The sequence below is a fragment of the Aureimonas sp. SK2 genome, from assembly GCF_029813115.1.
Taxonomy (GTDB): domain Bacteria; phylum Pseudomonadota; class Alphaproteobacteria; order Rhizobiales; family Rhizobiaceae; genus Aureimonas.
The window spans coordinates 1-16251 of record NZ_JAPZDS010000033.1 but is presented as its reverse complement, the minus strand read 5'-3'; the positions used below and the strand labels follow the sequence as shown (position 1 = coordinate 16251).

The 16251-nt window shown below is 67.6% G+C and carries 11 protein-coding genes; 8 read left to right on the top strand and 3 right to left on the bottom strand.

The genetic code is table 11. From position 1 onward, the window contains the following. The first annotated feature begins 415 nt into the window (after positions 1-415). The 7 genes from O5O54_RS21680 (at position 416) to O5O54_RS21650 (ending at position 9360) form a co-directional block, all read left to right on the top strand. The gene (locus O5O54_RS21680; protein ID WP_279483933.1) at positions 416-1279 is read left to right on the top strand and encodes an AraC family transcriptional regulator; all 864 of its coding nucleotides are present in this window, start codon (positions 416-418) and stop codon (positions 1277-1279) included. 84 nt (positions 1280-1363) lie between these two features. Beyond that, on the top strand, positions 1364-4324 hold the full coding sequence (locus O5O54_RS21675) for a molybdopterin cofactor-binding domain-containing protein (RefSeq protein WP_279483932.1): 2961 nt from the start codon (positions 1364-1366) through the stop codon (positions 4322-4324). After that, positions 4321-5148, top strand: coding sequence for a xanthine dehydrogenase family protein subunit M (locus O5O54_RS21670; RefSeq protein WP_279483931.1), 828 nt, complete (start codon positions 4321-4323; stop codon positions 5146-5148). Before O5O54_RS21675 ends, O5O54_RS21670 begins: the two co-directional genes overlap by 4 nt. After that, entirely contained in the window at positions 5136-5648 is a 513-nt protein-coding gene (locus tag O5O54_RS21665; protein ID WP_279483930.1) for a (2Fe-2S)-binding protein, read from the top strand. The genes O5O54_RS21670 and O5O54_RS21665 overlap by 13 nt, the downstream gene beginning before the upstream one ends. Then, complete coding sequence (locus O5O54_RS21660) at positions 5641-7200, top strand: AMP-binding protein (protein ID WP_279483929.1); 1560 nt, start codon at positions 5641-5643, stop codon at positions 7198-7200. The genes O5O54_RS21665 and O5O54_RS21660 overlap by 8 nt, the downstream gene beginning before the upstream one ends. Positions 7201-7223: 23 nt before the next feature. After that, complete coding sequence (locus O5O54_RS21655; protein ID WP_279483928.1) at positions 7224-8030, top strand: enoyl-CoA hydratase/isomerase family protein; 807 nt, start codon at positions 7224-7226, stop codon at positions 8028-8030. Positions 8031-8103: 73 nt separating this feature from the next. Then, positions 8104-9360 carry a benzoate/H(+) symporter BenE family transporter gene (locus tag O5O54_RS21650; protein ID WP_279483927.1) on the top strand — a complete coding sequence of 419 codons (1257 nt, stop codon included), beginning with the start codon at positions 8104-8106 and terminating at the stop codon, positions 9358-9360. Positions 9361-9461: 101 nt separating this feature from the next. On the opposite strand, the gene O5O54_RS21645 is transcribed toward O5O54_RS21650, so the two are convergent. The 3 genes from O5O54_RS21645 to O5O54_RS21635 are packed head-to-tail and all read right to left on the bottom strand — an operon-like array spanning position 9462 to position 14912. Continuing rightward, complete coding sequence (locus O5O54_RS21645) at positions 9462-12719, bottom strand: error-prone DNA polymerase (protein ID WP_279483926.1); 3258 nt, start codon at positions 12717-12719, stop codon at positions 9462-9464. After that, on the bottom strand, positions 12716-14236 hold the full coding sequence (locus tag O5O54_RS21640; RefSeq protein WP_279483925.1) for a DNA polymerase Y family protein: 1521 nt from the start codon (positions 14234-14236) through the stop codon (positions 12716-12718). The genes O5O54_RS21645 and O5O54_RS21640 overlap by 4 nt, the downstream gene beginning before the upstream one ends. Beyond that, positions 14151-14912, bottom strand: a complete 762-nt coding sequence (locus tag O5O54_RS21635) for an ImuA family protein (protein ID WP_279483924.1) — start codon at positions 14910-14912, stop codon at positions 14151-14153. Before O5O54_RS21635 ends, O5O54_RS21640 begins: the two co-directional genes overlap by 86 nt. A 273-nt stretch (positions 14913-15185) precedes the next feature. Between O5O54_RS21635 and O5O54_RS21630 the strand changes: the two genes are divergently transcribed. Next, complete coding sequence (locus O5O54_RS21630) at positions 15186-16208, top strand: alpha/beta hydrolase (protein ID WP_279483923.1); 1023 nt, start codon at positions 15186-15188, stop codon at positions 16206-16208. Positions 16209-16251: the final 43 nt, after the last annotated feature.

Sequence of the window (16251 nt, the reverse complement as noted above, 5' to 3'; positions counted from 1 at the left end):
GGACAGTTCGATATGAACCAGGGATCAAAAGCGGTTGGCGCGATGTCTTCAGCGAGGATGCCTCAGTTCGCTACCGTAATGCCGGAGCTGGCTACTACCTCATAGAGCCTTCAGTGGATCGATGAGTCAAACGCGCATGCAACCACATGGACGGCAGCTTAGACTTGTCCCGTCTGAATTACCGACAGTCTCCTTTCCACCCGGTCGCGCCAACCAGCCTGTCAGAACCAGACTCCCGGAAGCGGACCCATCGCTCCCTACCCGTTCCAGACGCCGCGGATCGGGACCGATGCCTCCGATTGCTGCCGGTCAGCCGACGATAACTCGGCTCCGGTGATACCCGCTTGGCGGGCAGGCAAAAGCAGCTTGAGCGGCGTTTGTTCAGCGCCCGTTCTCTTCGTGCTACATGTTGCTCATGTCGAACGCGTTGAGGCTCGCGAAGGGAACGTTCGGACGTGTCGCCCTGCTCGACATGGATCGCCCCCTCGTGCGCCATGCGCATCCGCACTGCCATGTCCTGCTCAAGGTCGAGGGGGCCGACACCCAGTTCTCGGTCAAGGATCGCGTGGTCCCGTTGACGGACGAGAGTGCGGTTCTGATCAACGCCTGGGAGCCACACGCTTACGCCCATTTCGACGGGCAGCCGGCGACGATCATCCTCGCGCTCTACATCGAGCCGAAATGGCTGAGCGAGTTCCGCTCGAACTGGCGAGCCAGCGGCGCTCCGGACTTCTTCACGCAGACGGTCGGCGCGACGACCCCGCAGATCCGCGCGCTGACGCGCGAACTCGCCGAGGCGATGGTGCACGATCCGGGCGATGCCCTAGCGCACGAGCGTCTGCTAGCCGAGCTGATGATCGCGGTGGTCGAGCGCTTCGCGGCGTGGCGCGAGCAGACCGTCTCGCTGCGCATCGCCGCATCCTCAGCCGTCGACCATCGCATCCGGAAGGCCGTCGCAGCCATCCGCGCCGACCCCGGCGCCATTTGCGACATGGATGGGCTCGCTTCTTCCGTCGGGCTGTCCCGCGCGCATTTCTTCCGCCTTTTCGAGACCTCGCTCAACGTGAGCCCGCGGGTCTACCTCAACGTCGTGCGACTGGAGCACGCGGTGCAGGCCGTCGCCGATGGCCGACAGTCCTTCAGCGCGCTTTCGCAAAGTCTCGGCTTCTCCGCCCCGTCGCATTTCTCGCGTTTCTTCCACGACCATGCCGGCTCGTCTCCCATGGCGTTCCGGACCGTCGCGGCGCTGGGAACGCCCGATTATGAGACGCCTGGGTAAGTCGCGCGACGCCTGGAGATCGCAGCAGGTCCCGGTCTCCCTCTAAGCCTGTCGAGATGCCTGGAGGGGCATTCGGGAGGCTTCATGACGATCAATCCGCCCGTCGATCGATGGATCGGCCAATCGGTGTCGCGCGTCGAGGACGCTGCACTCCTCACGGGGCGCGCGTCCTTCATCGACGATCTGCCGACACGCGCAGGAACGCTCGAGGCTGCGATCGTGCGCTCACCGCATGGTCATGCCGCGATCCATTCGATCGACCTCGCCGAGGCTTCGAGCGTCGAGGGAGTCGTGGCGATCCTGACCGGCCCGGATGTTCAACGCCTGACCCGCTCCATGACGGTTGGCGTGAAGGCAGACGTGGAATGCTGGCCGATCGCGACGGATCGCGTGCGCTATGTCGGCGAGCCGGTCGCGATCGTCGTCGCCGCGAACCGTTACGTTGCCGAGGACGCGGCCGAGCGCGTCGCGGTGGATTACGAGATCCTGCCCGCCGTCGTGGATCCGGAAACGGCGCTCGCCGCCGACGCTCCGGTGCTGCATCCCTCGCTCGGCTCCAACCTCATCAACGAGCGGCACTTTTCCTATGGCGACCCCGACGCCGCCTTTCGCGAGGCGCCGCATACGGTCGTCGTTCAGACGGCCTACCCGCGCAATTCCTGCACGCCGATCGAGACCTACGGCGTCGTCGCCGCCTACGATCCGGGCGAGGACGCCTACGATATCTGCGCCAATTTTCAAGGGCCGTTCTCGATCCACGCCGTGATCGCGCTCGCCCTGAAGGTTCCGGGAAACCGCGTTCGCCTGCGCACGCCGCCCTCGTCCGGGGGCAGCTACGGCATCAAGCAGGGCATCTTCCCCTACATGATCCTAATGGGAGTCGCCGCGCACGTCTGCGGCCGCCCCGTCAAGTGGATCGAGGACAGGCTGGAGCATCTGTCGGCCTCTGTTTCGGCGACCAACCGGGTGACGCGGCTGGCGGCGGCGGTCGAGGCGGATGGTCGGATCACCGCGCTCTCGTGGGATCAGATCGAGGACTGCGGCGCGCATCTGCGGGCGCCGGAGCCGGCGACGCTCTACCGCATGCATGGCAACATGACCGGCGCCTATGCGGTGCGCAACGTCGCCATCCGCAACCGCGTCGTCCTCACCAACAAGACGCCGACCGGTCTTAATCGTGGCTTCGGCGGCCCGCAGGTCTACTATCCGCTCGAACGTCTGATGGAGCGCGTCGCCCGGCTGCTCGACCTCGACCCGGTGGAGGTCAGGCGGCGCAATCTCGTTCCGGCGAACGCGTTTCCCTACCGCACGGCCACCGGGGCGCTGCTGGACTCGGGCGATTACGCGACAGCCCTCGAACGGGCTGCGGCCGAAGGCGGTCTGGCGGAACTCTTGGCGCGCCGCGACGCGATGCGGGCAGAGGGGCGGCTCTACGGCATCGGCTATGCGGCCGTCGTCGAGCCGAGCGTCTCGAACATGGGCTACATCACCACGGTTCTAACGCCCGAGCAGCGCGATAAGGCGGGGGCGAAGAACGGTGCGCAGGCGACCGCCACGATCGCCATCGATCCGCTCGGGTCCGTGTCGGTGAAGGTCGCGTCCGTGCCGCAGGGACAGGGTCACCGCACCGTCCTCTCGCAGGTCGTGGCCGACGAACTAGGGCTCGCCCCGTCCGCGATCGTGGTCGCCGCCGATGTCGACACCGGCCGCGACGCGTGGTCGATCGCCTCGGGCAACTACGCCAGCCGCTTCGCACCGGCCGTGGCGGGCGCGACGAAGCTTGCCGCGGTCCGGATCCGCGCCAAGCTGGAAAAGGTCGCGGCCAGTCAGCTCAACACCACGCCGGACGACGTCGAGTTCACGGCAGGTCGCGTCCGGTCGAAGGCCAATTCCGACAACGCGCTTTCCTTCGCGCGTGTCGCCGCCGCCGCTCACTGGGCGCCGGGCACGCTCCCCGACACGGTCGACCAGACCATCCGCGAGACTGTCTTCTGGACGCCGGACGAGCTGGTCGCGCCGAACGAGAGCGACGAGGTCAATTCCTCTCTGTGCCATGGGTTCATCTTCGATTTCTGTGGCATCGAGATCGATCGCGAGACCGGCGACCCCCGGATCGACCGCTACGTCACCATGCATGACTGCGGCCGCATCCTTCATCCGGCAATGGTCGAGGGGCAGGTTCGCGGCGGCTTCGCCCAAGCGCTCGGCGCGGCGTTCTTCGAGGAATACGCCTACGGCGCCGATGGCAGCTTCCAGTCCGGAACGCTCGCCGACTACCTGATCCCGACCGTGATGGAGGTGCCGGAGCTGACGATCCTGCATCACGAGACGCCCTCGCCCTTCACGCCACTCGGCGCCAAGGGCGTTGGCGAAGGCAATTGCATGTCGACGCCCGTCTGCCTCGCCAACGCCGTTGCGGATGCGCTTGGCGTCGAGGATGTCACGCTGCCCCTCAGCCCATCGAAGATCGCAGCCTTCCTGGCAGGGGAAGAGCCTCCTGCACGCGAAACGCAGCGCAAGACGGAGGCGATGACCCCGTCCGGCCAGCGAAAGCTGACCGGCGAAGGGGCGGCCGACGTCGAGGCTCCGCGCGAGGATGTCTGGCGGATGCTGCTCGATCCCGCGACGCTCGCCGCGATCATTCCCGGCTCGCACGGCGTACGGAAGCTGTCCGCCACGCATTTCGCGGCCGACGTCACGCTGGGCGTCGGCCCGGTGAAGGGACGGTACAAGGCCGATATCGAGCTGTTCGACCTCGACGAGCCCAACGCGGTGACGCTGCGCGGCAGGACCACAGGCGCGCTCGGCTTCGGCAGCGGCGAAGGGCGCATCACGCTCACCGAGACGGCGCCGGGCAGAACCCGCATCACCTACACCTACGAGGCCGGCATCGGCGGCAAGGTCGCCTCGGTCGGCGGGCGGCTGCTCGACGGCGCCGCTCGCGTCGTCATCGGCCAGTTCTTCAAGGCGCTCGCGAACCACGCCGGCGGCGGCCGGCCGGGCCTTCTGGCGCGGCTCAAAGCCCTCATCGGGAGGGGCGCATGAAGCCCGCACCGTTCGACTACGTGCGCGCGGATACCCTCGCCGAGGCGCTCGACGCGCTGCACGAGAGCGGCGACGAGGCCCGGATCATCGCAGGGGGGCAGTCCCTCGTACCGATGCTGAACATGCGCCTCGCGCGGCCTTCGGTGCTGATCGACATCATGGGCATCGAAGCGCTCGCCCGGATCGAGGAGAGCAAAGACAAGATCGCGATCGGCGCCGGCGTGCGCCAATCCGGTCTCGAACGGTGGACGCCGCTGCGGAAGGAGTTGCCACTCGTCGCCGCCATGCTGCCCTGGGTCGGGCATGCGCAGACCCGTTCGCGCGGGACAGTCTGCGGCTCGCTCGCCCATGCCGACCCGAGCGCTGAACTGCCGCTCGCGCTCCTGGCGCTCGAGGGTGAGGTCCGGCTCCGCACGAAGAAGAAGCAGCGCGTCGTTCCGGCCGCGGAGTTCTTTCTCGGGATGATGGCAACTGTCGTCGCGCCGGGCGAGATGATCGAGGCGATCGCGTTCCCGGCCCACGCTGGGACAAGCGTGGCTTTCCGCGAAGTCGCGCGGCGGCACGGCGATTACGCGATCGTCGCCTGCGCCGCCGTCGCCCGGCCGGACGGTCGGGTCCGCCTCGCCGTGGGCGGCGTCGCCGACACGCCGCAGGCGATCGCCCTGCCGGCCCCCGCCGACCCCGCCTTCGACGACGAACTCAACGAATTCGCCTGGTCGCTGAACGCCCGCGACGATCTTCATGCCAGCGCCCGCTATCGCCGCGACCTCGTCCGCAGGCTCGGCCGCAGCACAGCCGAGGAGGCCGCGTCATGTCCAAGCTGAGCCGCGATGCCGAGCATGAGATCGCCTTCACCTTGAACGGCCGCAGGGTTCGCGCGCGCGCCGAACCGCGCACGCTGCTGACCGATCTCATCCGCCACGACCTCGGCGCGACGGGGACCCATGTCGGCTGCGAACACGGCGTGTGCGGTGCCTGCACCGTGGAGATCGACGGCGAACCGGTGCGCGCCTGCCTGACGCTCGCCGCGCAGGTCGAGGGTGCCGAAATACGGACCGTCGAGGGGCTGGAACCTTCGCCGGGCGAGCTTTCGCCGCTCCAGGCTGCCTTTCGCGAGCATTTCGCCCTGCAATGCGGCTTCTGTACCGCCGGCATCCTGATCAGCCTCGACAATCTTTTCCGGCGCAGGCCCGACGCTTCCGAGCAGGAGATCCGCGAGCAGGTTTCCGGCCATCTCTGCCGCTGCACGGGATACGCGCCGATCATTCGGGCGGCACTCGCCGCCCAGGCCGCCATCAGGGAGGAGGAGCCCGCCGATGCTTGATCTCGGAACCAGTTTCATTGCCAGCGTCGAGCGCGATCCGAATGCGCGCGCGATCTGCGAAGGCGATCTCGAGCTCACCTACGAAGAGTGGTTTGCGAGGATCTCCGCGCTCGTGGCGGGGCTCGACCATCTTGGCCTGAAACCCGGCGACCATGTCCTGACGGTCCTTCAGAACAGTTGGGAAAACGCCTCCCTCCACTGGGCTTGCCAGTTCGCGGGGCTGATCGTGACGCCCCTCAACTGGCGCGCCAAGGCCGACGAGATCGACCAAGCCATCGAGGACGCGGAGGCGCGGGCGCTCGTCTACGAGGCCGCGACGGCCGAGGCCGTCGGACAGTCGCAGAAGGCCCGGGACCTCCTGCGCCTTATAGCCGGTGAGCCCGGAAGCGACGTCGCCTCCCTCAACGACTTGATGGATGCGTCGGCTGCCGACGCGCAGCCTCGCGCGAGGGCGGACGACTGGTCGCTCATGCTCTATACGTCGGGAACGACGTCGCGGCCCAAAGGCGTGCCGCGTCGCCACCATGCCGAGCGTGCAGCGGCGATCGCCCATGTCGCGCAGAACCTCTACCGTCACGGCGAATGCACGCTCGGCGTCATGCCGCTCTACCACACGATGGGGGTGCGCTCGCTGCTGGCGAGCTCGGTGATCGGCGGCGCCTTCGTCTGCCTGCGACGCTTCGATGTGGCCGACGCGCTGGCCGTGATCGAGCGACGCGGCGTCACCAATCTCTATCTGGTGCCGACGCTTTACCACGACATCGTCCACCATCCGGCCTTCTCGAAGGCACGGGTCGCGTCCGTCACGAAGATCGGCTACGCCGGCGCACCGATGACGGACGGCCTGACGAAGAAGCTCGTGGGCGCCTTCTCGCCCGAGCTGTTCGTCAACCATTACGGCTCGTCGGAGGTCTACACCTTCACGATCGATCAGAACGCGGCCGCCAAGCCGGGCTCCGCCGGGCGAGCCGGCATCAACCAGCGCGTCCGGGTCGTGCCCCTCGGCGCCGCGAGCGCGGCCGAGCGTACCAGACCGGGCGAAGAGGGCGAGATCGTCGCGTCGCTGCTCGGCGACGAGAGCTTCGAGGGTTACTGGAAGCGTCCCGAGGCCAACGGGAAGGCGCTGCGCGACGGCTGGTACTTTACCGGCGATACCGGTTTCATCGACGAGGCAGGCGATCTCTTCGTCACCGGCCGGGCCGACGACATGATCATCACCGGCGGGGAAAACGTCTCTCCGGTCGAGGTCGAGAGCTGCCTCTCGCTACACCCGCAGGTCGACGAGGTGGCGGTGGTCGGACTCCCGGACGAGCGCTGGGGCAAGGTCGTCACCGCATTCGTCCGGCGCTCTGGCGAGGTTCAAGAAGCCGAGCTCGATGCTCACTGCAAGCGATCCGGCCTCGCCAATTTCCGCCGCCCACGCGCCTACGTCTTCGTCGAGGCGATCCCGAAGTCCCCGGTCGGCAAGCTCCTGCGACGCATGCTCGTTGCCGGTGAATACACGCCCGAGGCCAGCGCCGCGGAACGGCGCGAGCCCGAACTTTCACACTGACAAGCAGGGACGACATTCACATCATGAGCGAAGCCTACACCTTCTCCGACCCCCGACTCGTCGAACTCGACGGCTTCAGGGTCACGATCGCGCCCGAGAAGGAACGGTGCGACATCGTTCTCGACCGGGCGCCCCTGAACGTCATCTCCATGGCTCAGCGCGACCAGCTCCGCCTGGTGTTCGAGGCGCTGGACGAGGACGAGCGCGTGCGCGTCATCGTCCTGTCCGGCACCGGCGAGCATTTCTCCTCGGGCGGCAACATCCGCGGCTTCATGGAGGCGAGCCCCGAGCACGTCTCCAAACTCGCCTGGAACATCGCCGCGCCCGCGCGCTGCTCCAAGCCGGTCATCGCCGCCAACCGCGGTTACACCTTCGGCGTCGGCTTCGAGATCTCGCTGGCCTGCGACTTCCGCATCGTGTCGGAAACCTGCCGTTACGCGCTACCGGAGCAGAAGCTCGGCCAGATCCCGGGCTCGGGCGGCTCGGCGCGGCTCCAGAAGATCGTCGGCGTCACGCGGACCAAGGACATCGTGATGCGCTCCAGGCGCATTCCCGGCCGCACGGCCTTCGAGTGGGGCATCGCTACCGAATGCGTCGCCGACGGCGATCTCGAGGCGACGGTGGATGCCCTGGTGGACGAACTGCGCGCCTTCTCGCCGCTCGCCCAGCGCACCGCCAAGAAGATGCTCAACGACACCGACGACGCCTTTCTGACGACGGCGATCGAGGTCGAAGGCCTGAACTACAGCCGTCTGCGCCAGTCCGAGGACTTCAAGGAAGGCGTCGAGGCCTTTCACGACAAGCGCAAGGCGAATTTCGTCGGCCGCTGAAAGCCGATTGGTGCAACGGGCGCCGTCAGCCGGAGAGGATGCCGGACGGGCGTCTCATGAGGGAGGATGAAACGTGGAAACTGCGAGACGACAAATTATCGAGCCAGGCCCGGGCATTGCCTCGGGCCTGCGGGATCTTCCCAGCAATCTTAACCTGAGGACGGGCAGCGCTGGCCTCGTCGCCGCCATCTTCGGCTGCTCGGGACCGGCCCTGATCGTGATCGGCGCGGCGGGCGCCGGCAATCTGACCGACGGGCAGACCGTTGCGTGGCTGCTTGCCATCTACGGCCTCGGCGGACTGATCAGTTTCGTGCTGGCCCTTCATTACAAGATTCCGGTCACCGGAGCCTATTCGATCCCTGGCGCAGCGCTGGTTGCAGGATCGCTTGCCACGTTTCCGTTCAGCGAAGCCGTGGGCGCTTTCGTCATGGCCGGCGTCATCGTGCTCTTCCTCGGCGTGACCGGTCTCATCGGCAAAGTCATGCGCTGGCTGCCGATGCCGATCGTGATGGCGATGATCGCCGGCGCGTTGATCCGCTTCGGCATCGGCGCCGTGACAGCGGTTTCCGCGCTGCCGATCGTCGTCGGCGCGTCGGTTATCGCATTTTTCGTATCGATGCGCTTCGTGAAAGCCGTACCGCCGGTGCTCAGCGCCCTGGTGGTCGGGCTGATCGCCGTCGCCCTCACCGGCTCCTTCGGCACCAGCGAGGCCGGAATCAGCTTCGTGCTGCCCGAACTGACGGCGCCGATCTTCACGCTCGACGCCTTCTTCGCCATCGCCGTGCCGCTTGCGATCCTGGTGGTCGGGGCCGAGAACGCACAGGCGACCGGCGTGCTTCTGGCGGAGAAGTATTCTCCCCCCGTCAACGCCATGACCGTGATCTCGGGCGTCGGCGGTATCCTGGCCGGCTTCCTCGGCGGGCACAACGCCAACATCGCCGGCCCGATGACCGCGATCTGCTCGTCCGACCAGGCCGGCGAGAAGCGCGAGGGGCGCTATGCCGCCACGATCGTGAACGGAGTGCTCTTCGCAGGTTTCGGTGTTTTCGCCGGGGCGGTTGTGCCGTTGATCCTGAAGCTGCCCGCTCCGCTGATCGGCACCATCGCCGGGCTCGCGATGATCAACGTCCTCATCATGGCGTTCCAAGCGGCTTTCACGAAGGCCGACGGGTATCAGATCGGCGCCTTCGTGGCACTCGTGGTCTCGATGTCGAACGTCACGATCCTGAACATCAGCGCGCCGTTCTGGGCACTCCTGTTCGGTGCCATCATCTCGATGCTCGTGGAGAAGCCGGTGGAGATCGGTCGACGTTCTCCAGCCGCTGGCTAGGAGCTTCGTTCCGGGCCAGATGTGCCCCGGGCAAGGTCTGTGTTCGGAAGGGCAGCTTACTTGCATGGTTTGCCCGAGAGCTGCCCTTCCGCTTTCCACCCTCAACGGAAGTCCCGAGTTTTGACGCGGATTTCGTCGACGACGTGTCCGTACGGATCCGCCATAACCTTCGCAGGCGGCATGCGCGGCGGTGTGGCAGCGGGTCCGGTGGGACCGCCCTCCTCCCGTCCCCGTCGCCCAACGCTCGCGAACTCAGGTGTCAGGTCCGTCAGCGAGTGCGCCACAAGGTGGACGACCTCCCCTTCCCGCTGGATGCGTCCGCGCACGCCCATCATCCCAGCGCCCAGCACCGTCCGGCGGTTCGCCTCGAACACCTTCGTCCAGACGACCAGGTTCGCAACGCCCGTCTCGTCCTCGATCGTGATGAACATGACGCCCTTCGCGGATCCCGGCCGCTGCCGGACGAGCACGAGGCCGGCCACCTCGACCCAGCGTCGATCCCGCGACGACATGGCCTCGGCGCAGGTGATGTGGCGCCGCCGGCCCAGTTCGGCCCGGAGGAACGAGACCGGGTGCTGTCGGAGCGTCAGCCCGACATGGCCATAGTCCTCGACGACCTCGCCGCCCTCGGGCATCGCCCGTAGCCTGACGACGGGTTCAACTTGTTCGGAGACGGTCGCCGCCTCCCGTTCGGCGGCCGCGGCGAACAATGGGAGCGGCTCGTCCCGAAGCGCCTTGATGGTCCAGAGCGCATCCCGGCGGCTCAACCCCAACGCGGGACGGAAGGCGTCCGCCTCGGCGAGCTCGGTCAGGGCGGAATGCTGAAGCCGCACTCGGCGCCACAGGTCGTCGACAGAGGCGAACGGCATGTTCCCGCGTGCCGCGACGAGACGCGCTGCGTCCGCGTTGCTCAAACCCCGCACCATGCGCAGCCCGAGCCGGACGGCAAACCGTCCGTCGTCGGCATCGGAAAACTCTTCCGCTCCACTCGGCTCCAGTGTGCAGTCCCATCGGCTGGCGTTGATGCAAACTGGCCGAACCTCGACGCCATGCTCCTGTGCGTCGCGGACGATCTGCGCCGGGGCATAGAAGCCCATCGGCTGGGCGTTCAGGAGCGCTGCGCAGAACACGTCCGGGTGCCAGCACTTCAGCCAGCTCGAAGCGTACGCGATGAGTGCGAAGGACGCCGCATGGCTCTCCGGAAAGCCGTAGGACCCGAAGCCCTCGAGCTGGCGGAACGTGCGCTCGGCGAACTCGCGCTCGTAGCCATTCGCGACCATCCCTTCGACGAGCTTGTCGCGGAAGTGGGAGACGCCGCCGGTGAACTTGAACGTCGCCATAGCGCGGCGGAGTTGGTCCGCCTCGCCGGGGGTGAACCCGGCGCACTCGATCGCGACCCGCATGGCCTGTTCCTGAAACAGTGGCACGCCAAGCGTCTTGCCGAGCACACGTTCGAGCTCCGGCTTCGGGAAGACGACCTTCTCCCTGCCCTCGCGACGTCGAAGGTAAGGGTGGACCATGTCGCCCTGGATTGGCCCCGGGCGGACGATCGCGACCTCAATGACGAGGTCGTAGAAGGTCCGCGGCTTCATCCGCGGCAGCATGGCCATCTGGGCGCGGGACTCGATCTGGAAGGTGCCGAGTGTGTCTGCCCTCCGGATCATCGCGTAGGTGCGAGGGTCCTCGGCCGGGATGCTGGCAAGGTCGAGGTCGATGCCCTTATGCTCGCGCAGGAGATCGAGTCCCCGACGCATGGCGGACAGCATGCCGAGCGCCAGCACGTCGACCTTCATGAACTTCAGGGCGTCAATGTCGTCCTTGTCCCACTCGATCACCTGACGGTCGACCATGGCGGCCGGCTCAATGGGAACGAGCTCGTCGAGGCGATCTCGCGTCAGGACGAAGCCGCCGGGATGCTGCGACAGATGCCGCGGGAAGCCGACGAGCTGACCAGCGAGCTCGAGCGCCAGACGCAGGCGCCGGTCCTCGAGGTTCAAGTTGATGCTCGCGGCATGCTTCTCGTCGATGTCCTCCGACCAGCCCCAGACTTGGCTCGACAGCGTCTTCGTCAGGTCCTCCGGCAGGCCAAGTGCCTTGCCGACGTCGCGGAGCGCTCCCTTGGCCCGGTAGCGGATGACAGTGGAACAGAGGGCGGCCCGGTCGCGCCCATAGGTCTCGTAGACCCACTGGATGACCTCCTCGCGCCGTTCGTGCTCGAAGTCGACGTCGATGTCGGGCGGCTCCCGGCGCTCCTCGGACACGAAGCGCTCGAACAGGAGGTCGTTGCGCGACGGATCGATCGAGGTGACGCCAAGGACGTAGCAGACTGCCGAGTTCGCCGCCGAGCCGCGGCCCTGGCAGAGGATGCCCTTCGACCGGGCGAAGCGGACGATGGAGTTCACCGTCAGGAAGTAAGGGGCGTAGTCCAGACGCTCGATCAGCCGAAGCTCGTGCTCGAGGTTGCGTCGGACGCTCTTCGGCAGGCCCTCGGGGTAGCGCTCGGCCGCCCCCTCCCATGTCAGCTTCGCCAGAGCCTCCTGCGGTGTCAGGTCAGGGAACTGCTTCTCCTCAGGATACTGGTAGGCGAGCTCCGACAGAGAGAAGCGGCAACGATCGGCGATCTCGCTCGTGCGGGCGAGCGCCTCGGAGTATCGAGCGAACAGGCGGTGCATCTCTTCCGGCGGCTTGAGGTAGCGATCGGCATGCCGTTCGCGGCGGAAGCCTGCGGCGTCGATCGTCACGCCGTGCCGGATGCAGGTGACGACATCCTGCAAGATCCGGCGGTCGGGCTCGTGGAACAGGACGTCGTTGGTCACCACCGTCGGCACGCGCGCCGCCGCGGCCGCCGTCGTGATGTCGTGCAGCCGAAGCTGGTCGTTCGGCCGGCGGCGAAGGGTGAGAGCGACATAGGCCCGGCTGCCGAACGCCTCCCGCAGGCGACGGAGCTGGCGGCCGAGGTCCTCGTCGGCTTCGTCGGGAACGAGGATCGCGACCATGCCGTCCCCGTGCGCGACGAGGTCGTCCCAGTGGAGGACGCAGCGCCCCTTCCCGCCTCGCGACTTGCCGAGCGACAGCAGACGGCAGAGGCGGGCGTAGGCCGGACGGTCCATCGGATAGACAAGGACGGGCAGCGCGTCGGCGAGGTCGAGGCGGCAGCCGACGATGGCCCGCACGCCCGTGGTTTTCGCCGCCTCGTGCGCCCGCACGATCCCGGCGACCGAGTTCCGGTCAACGACGGCGAGCGCCTCGATGCCCATCAGGCTGGCCGTGGCGAACAGCTCCTCGCACGACGAAGCCCCACGCAGGAACGAGAAGTGCGAGGTGACCTGAAGCTCCACGTAGCGGTGGCCTGCGCTCATCCGAAGATGCCGTGCAGGAACCACTTGTGGGAGCCCGTCTCGGGATGCTCGCCGTCACCGGCACGGTAGAGCCAATACCGCTCGCCAGCGTCGTCCTCGACACGGAAGTAGTCCCGCACCTCGGCCGCCTCGGCGTCGCGTTTCCACCACTCGCCGAAGACGCGCTCGGGACCGTCGGCACGGCGGACGCGGCGACGCTGCCCGCGCCACGAGAACCACACCGGGGGATGGTCGGGGAGCAAAGCCATCGTCTCGACGGGCTCGGGCCGCGGCAGGAGCCGGGACGGTCGCGGCCAGTGGTCGTCCCAGGACGCGCCGTCGTCGAGGGCCATGGGCTCGACGCGGGTGACGGAGCGCTCCGGCACATCGCTGGCGACCGGGGCGAAGCGGTAGAGCATCCTCTCGCCGATGCGGTTCGCCAGGAGGTCGACGAGCCCGGACACGTCCGCCTCCGGCTCCTCGACGAGCGAGGAGACAACCTGGGCTGCTCCGAGCGGCTCGGCATGGGTCGCCGCGAGCGTCATGACCTCAATGCCGAAGCCCGGATCGATCTTCTCGATCCGGTCGCAGAGCAGCCTCGTCAGGCGGCGGACATCGCGCTCGGGCTTGGCCGTGCCGATGCGAATGGCTTCCCATCTGTTGTCCACGCGTCCGAACAGGAGGTCGAGGCGGCGGGCGCCGAGGCCGCGCAGCTCGAGTTCGGCGACGAGAGCGACGACGAGCTTGCCGACGTACCGCTTGATTGTCTCCGGCGCGCCGATGGGTTCGCCGAAGACGTGTCGCACCTCGACGAGGTCGGGAGACCGGACGGGCTCGACAGGCTCCGGCACGGTGCCGAACGCTTGGTCGAGGCGTCGGACGAGCTGCGGGCCGAAGCGCTGAACGAGCGGGGCTCGGGGCTGCACGGCGAGGTCGCCGACCGTCGCGAAGCCGAGGTCGTGAAGGTCGTGGCGCATGCGCTCCGGCAGCCGCAGGGCGGCTAGCGGCAGACGCGCAAGGGCGTGGTCAGTCCGGCCCGGTTCCACTAGGACCATGGCGGCTCCCGCGTGCCGGGCGGCCGCATGGGCGGCGCCCCATGTGTCCGCGATGGCGACACGCGTCTCGAGACCGGACGAGGCGAAGCGGTCGACGATCGTGTGGAGCATCGCCTCCTCGCCGCCATGGAGGTGATCGGTGCCGGTCGTGTCGACGACCAGCCCGTCCGGCGGATCCGCCGCGACCACGGGCGAGAACCGCAGCGCCCAGACTGCGAGGCGATCGAGCGCGTCCGCGTCCCCGACGGGGTCGGCGTCCAGGATGGCGAGGCCCGGGACCAGCGCCTGGGCTTTCGTCGCAGGCATGCCGACCGACAGCCCGGCACTTTCCGCCAGCTCGTCCGCCGCCACGACGACGCGGCGGCTCCCGTCGCGCCCGACGAGCACCAGCGGGACGTCAGCCAGAGGCGCGCTTCCGGGCGACTTGCGGCGGAGCCGATCGGTTGGCCACTTGGGAAGGAAGAGCGAGACGACCCTGGGCATCACACGCCTCCACTTCGAAGTCGGCACATTCCCCGGCACGGGACCGAAGAAGTTCGAGAAGCCAACGCGACCGGCCGACGCCGGGAACGAGCAGCGGGCGCGATGGCAAGACCGAAACGCGCCAGCGAGTGACCGATGCCGTCGGCTGGCCGAAGTCCGCGGCCTCGGCCTGCCGTCGCCACCGGCGAACCGCTAGCGCAAGCGTGCCCGACCCCTCGGCGGCAAGTTGAAGGCGACGCGACGCTGTCATGGACAGCTTGGCTACCTCCGCAACAACGGCACCGAGCCCGCCGTGCCGAAGCCCGTCCTCGAAGCACGCCAGCAAGGTCTTCTCGTCACCGGCTTCGACGAAGATGACCCGCCCTGGGGCGAGACCCGCCTGGGCGATCGCCGGAGCGAAGAGGTCCTGACGGGTGACGCACCACAGGATTTTGCCCTTCGTCCGTGCGGCGACCCCGGCGGTGAAAAGCGCCGCGGCCGCCCCGTCGACCGCGCCATTCCCGCCGCCCGCGACCTCGTGCAGGGCACCGAGCGCGAGGCCGCCGCCCGGCAGGCGTCCGTCGATCTCCGGCACACCGAACGGCAAGGCCTTCCGAACCCGCGCGTCCCTTCCCTCGAGCCGCTGGACGCGCTCGCGAAGGTCGGCCAGGACGGATGTGTCGGGCAAGCGGGGCATTGGTTGGCGACGGACCGGATTCCTAAGGGCGACTCAGTCGCAGAATATGTTCCCGTTCTGTTCCGAGGCTAGCCCGAGAGTCAATGATCCGTCCGGCTGTCCACTGAAGCCAGATCGCCCTGTGGAAAACGGGACGTGGCCGTCTTCGCGGCCCCGACTTCTCAAGCCTTGTCAAACCCGCCAAGGGCCGAGATCACGGGTCGGAGAGGATGCTGGCGATGTCGAGCGGGTGCTCAAGGTAAGCGCAGAACGACCGAAAGGCATACCGCTCGCATGATCCGCTGGTTCATTACCACCGCCCTTCTCGGCGCCCTCCTGCCCTTCGCAGCCGTCGCTGAAGCGAGTCCCACGCATCCCGTCTACGGTCCGCAGCTGGAAGGCTTCGAGTACCCCCATCCCGTCGCGCTTCACTCGGTCCGATCCCAGGGACAGGACATGGAGATGGCCTATATGGACGTCGCTCCCGTCGGCGAGGCGAATGGGCGGACCGTCGTCCTCCTCCATGGCAAGAACTTCTGCGGCGCGACCTGGGAGCGGACGATCGCTGTCCTGACGGAGGCCGGCTACCGCGTCCTCGCCCCCGACCAGATCGGCTTCTACAAGTCGTCGAAGCCCGAAGGCTACCAGTTCAGCTTCCCCGACCTCGCCACACGGACGCACGCCCTCGTTGAGGAACTCGGCATCGAGAAGCCGGTCGTCGTCGGCCACTCCATGGGCGGCATGCTCGCCGCACGCTACGCGCTGATGTTCCCGGACGACGTCGGACAGCTCGTCCTCGTCAACCCGATCGGCCTTGAGGACTGGCAGGCGAAGGGCGTGCCCTACCAGACGCTGGACGACGCCTACGCGGGGGAGCTGAAGACGAGCTTCGACAGCATCAAGGCCTACCAGCAGCGCATCTACTACAATGGAGTTTGGAAGCCAGACTACGATCGCTGGGTCGAGATGCTCGCGGGCATGTATTCAGGTGACGGTCGCGAGATCGTCGCCCGCAACCAAGCGCAGACTTCGGACATGGTCTTCACCCAGCCCGTGGTTCACGAGTTCGGGCGCATCGCGGTGCCGACCGTCCTGATGATCGGCGGCCTCGACCGGACCGCGCCCGGCGGATATCGGGCGGCCAAGGAGATTGCCGAGACGCTCGGCCAGTACCCGACGCTCGGGCGGGAGGCGGCGGAAGCGATCCCCGACGCCACGCTGGTCGAGTTCCCCGAACTCGGGCACTCACCTCAGGTCGAGGCACCGGACGTTTTCCATCCGAAGCTGCTGGAAGTGCTGGATGCGCGGCAGCGGTAAGGACCCCATTTCGTTCGTGACGGGCGATACCTGAACGGTTCGG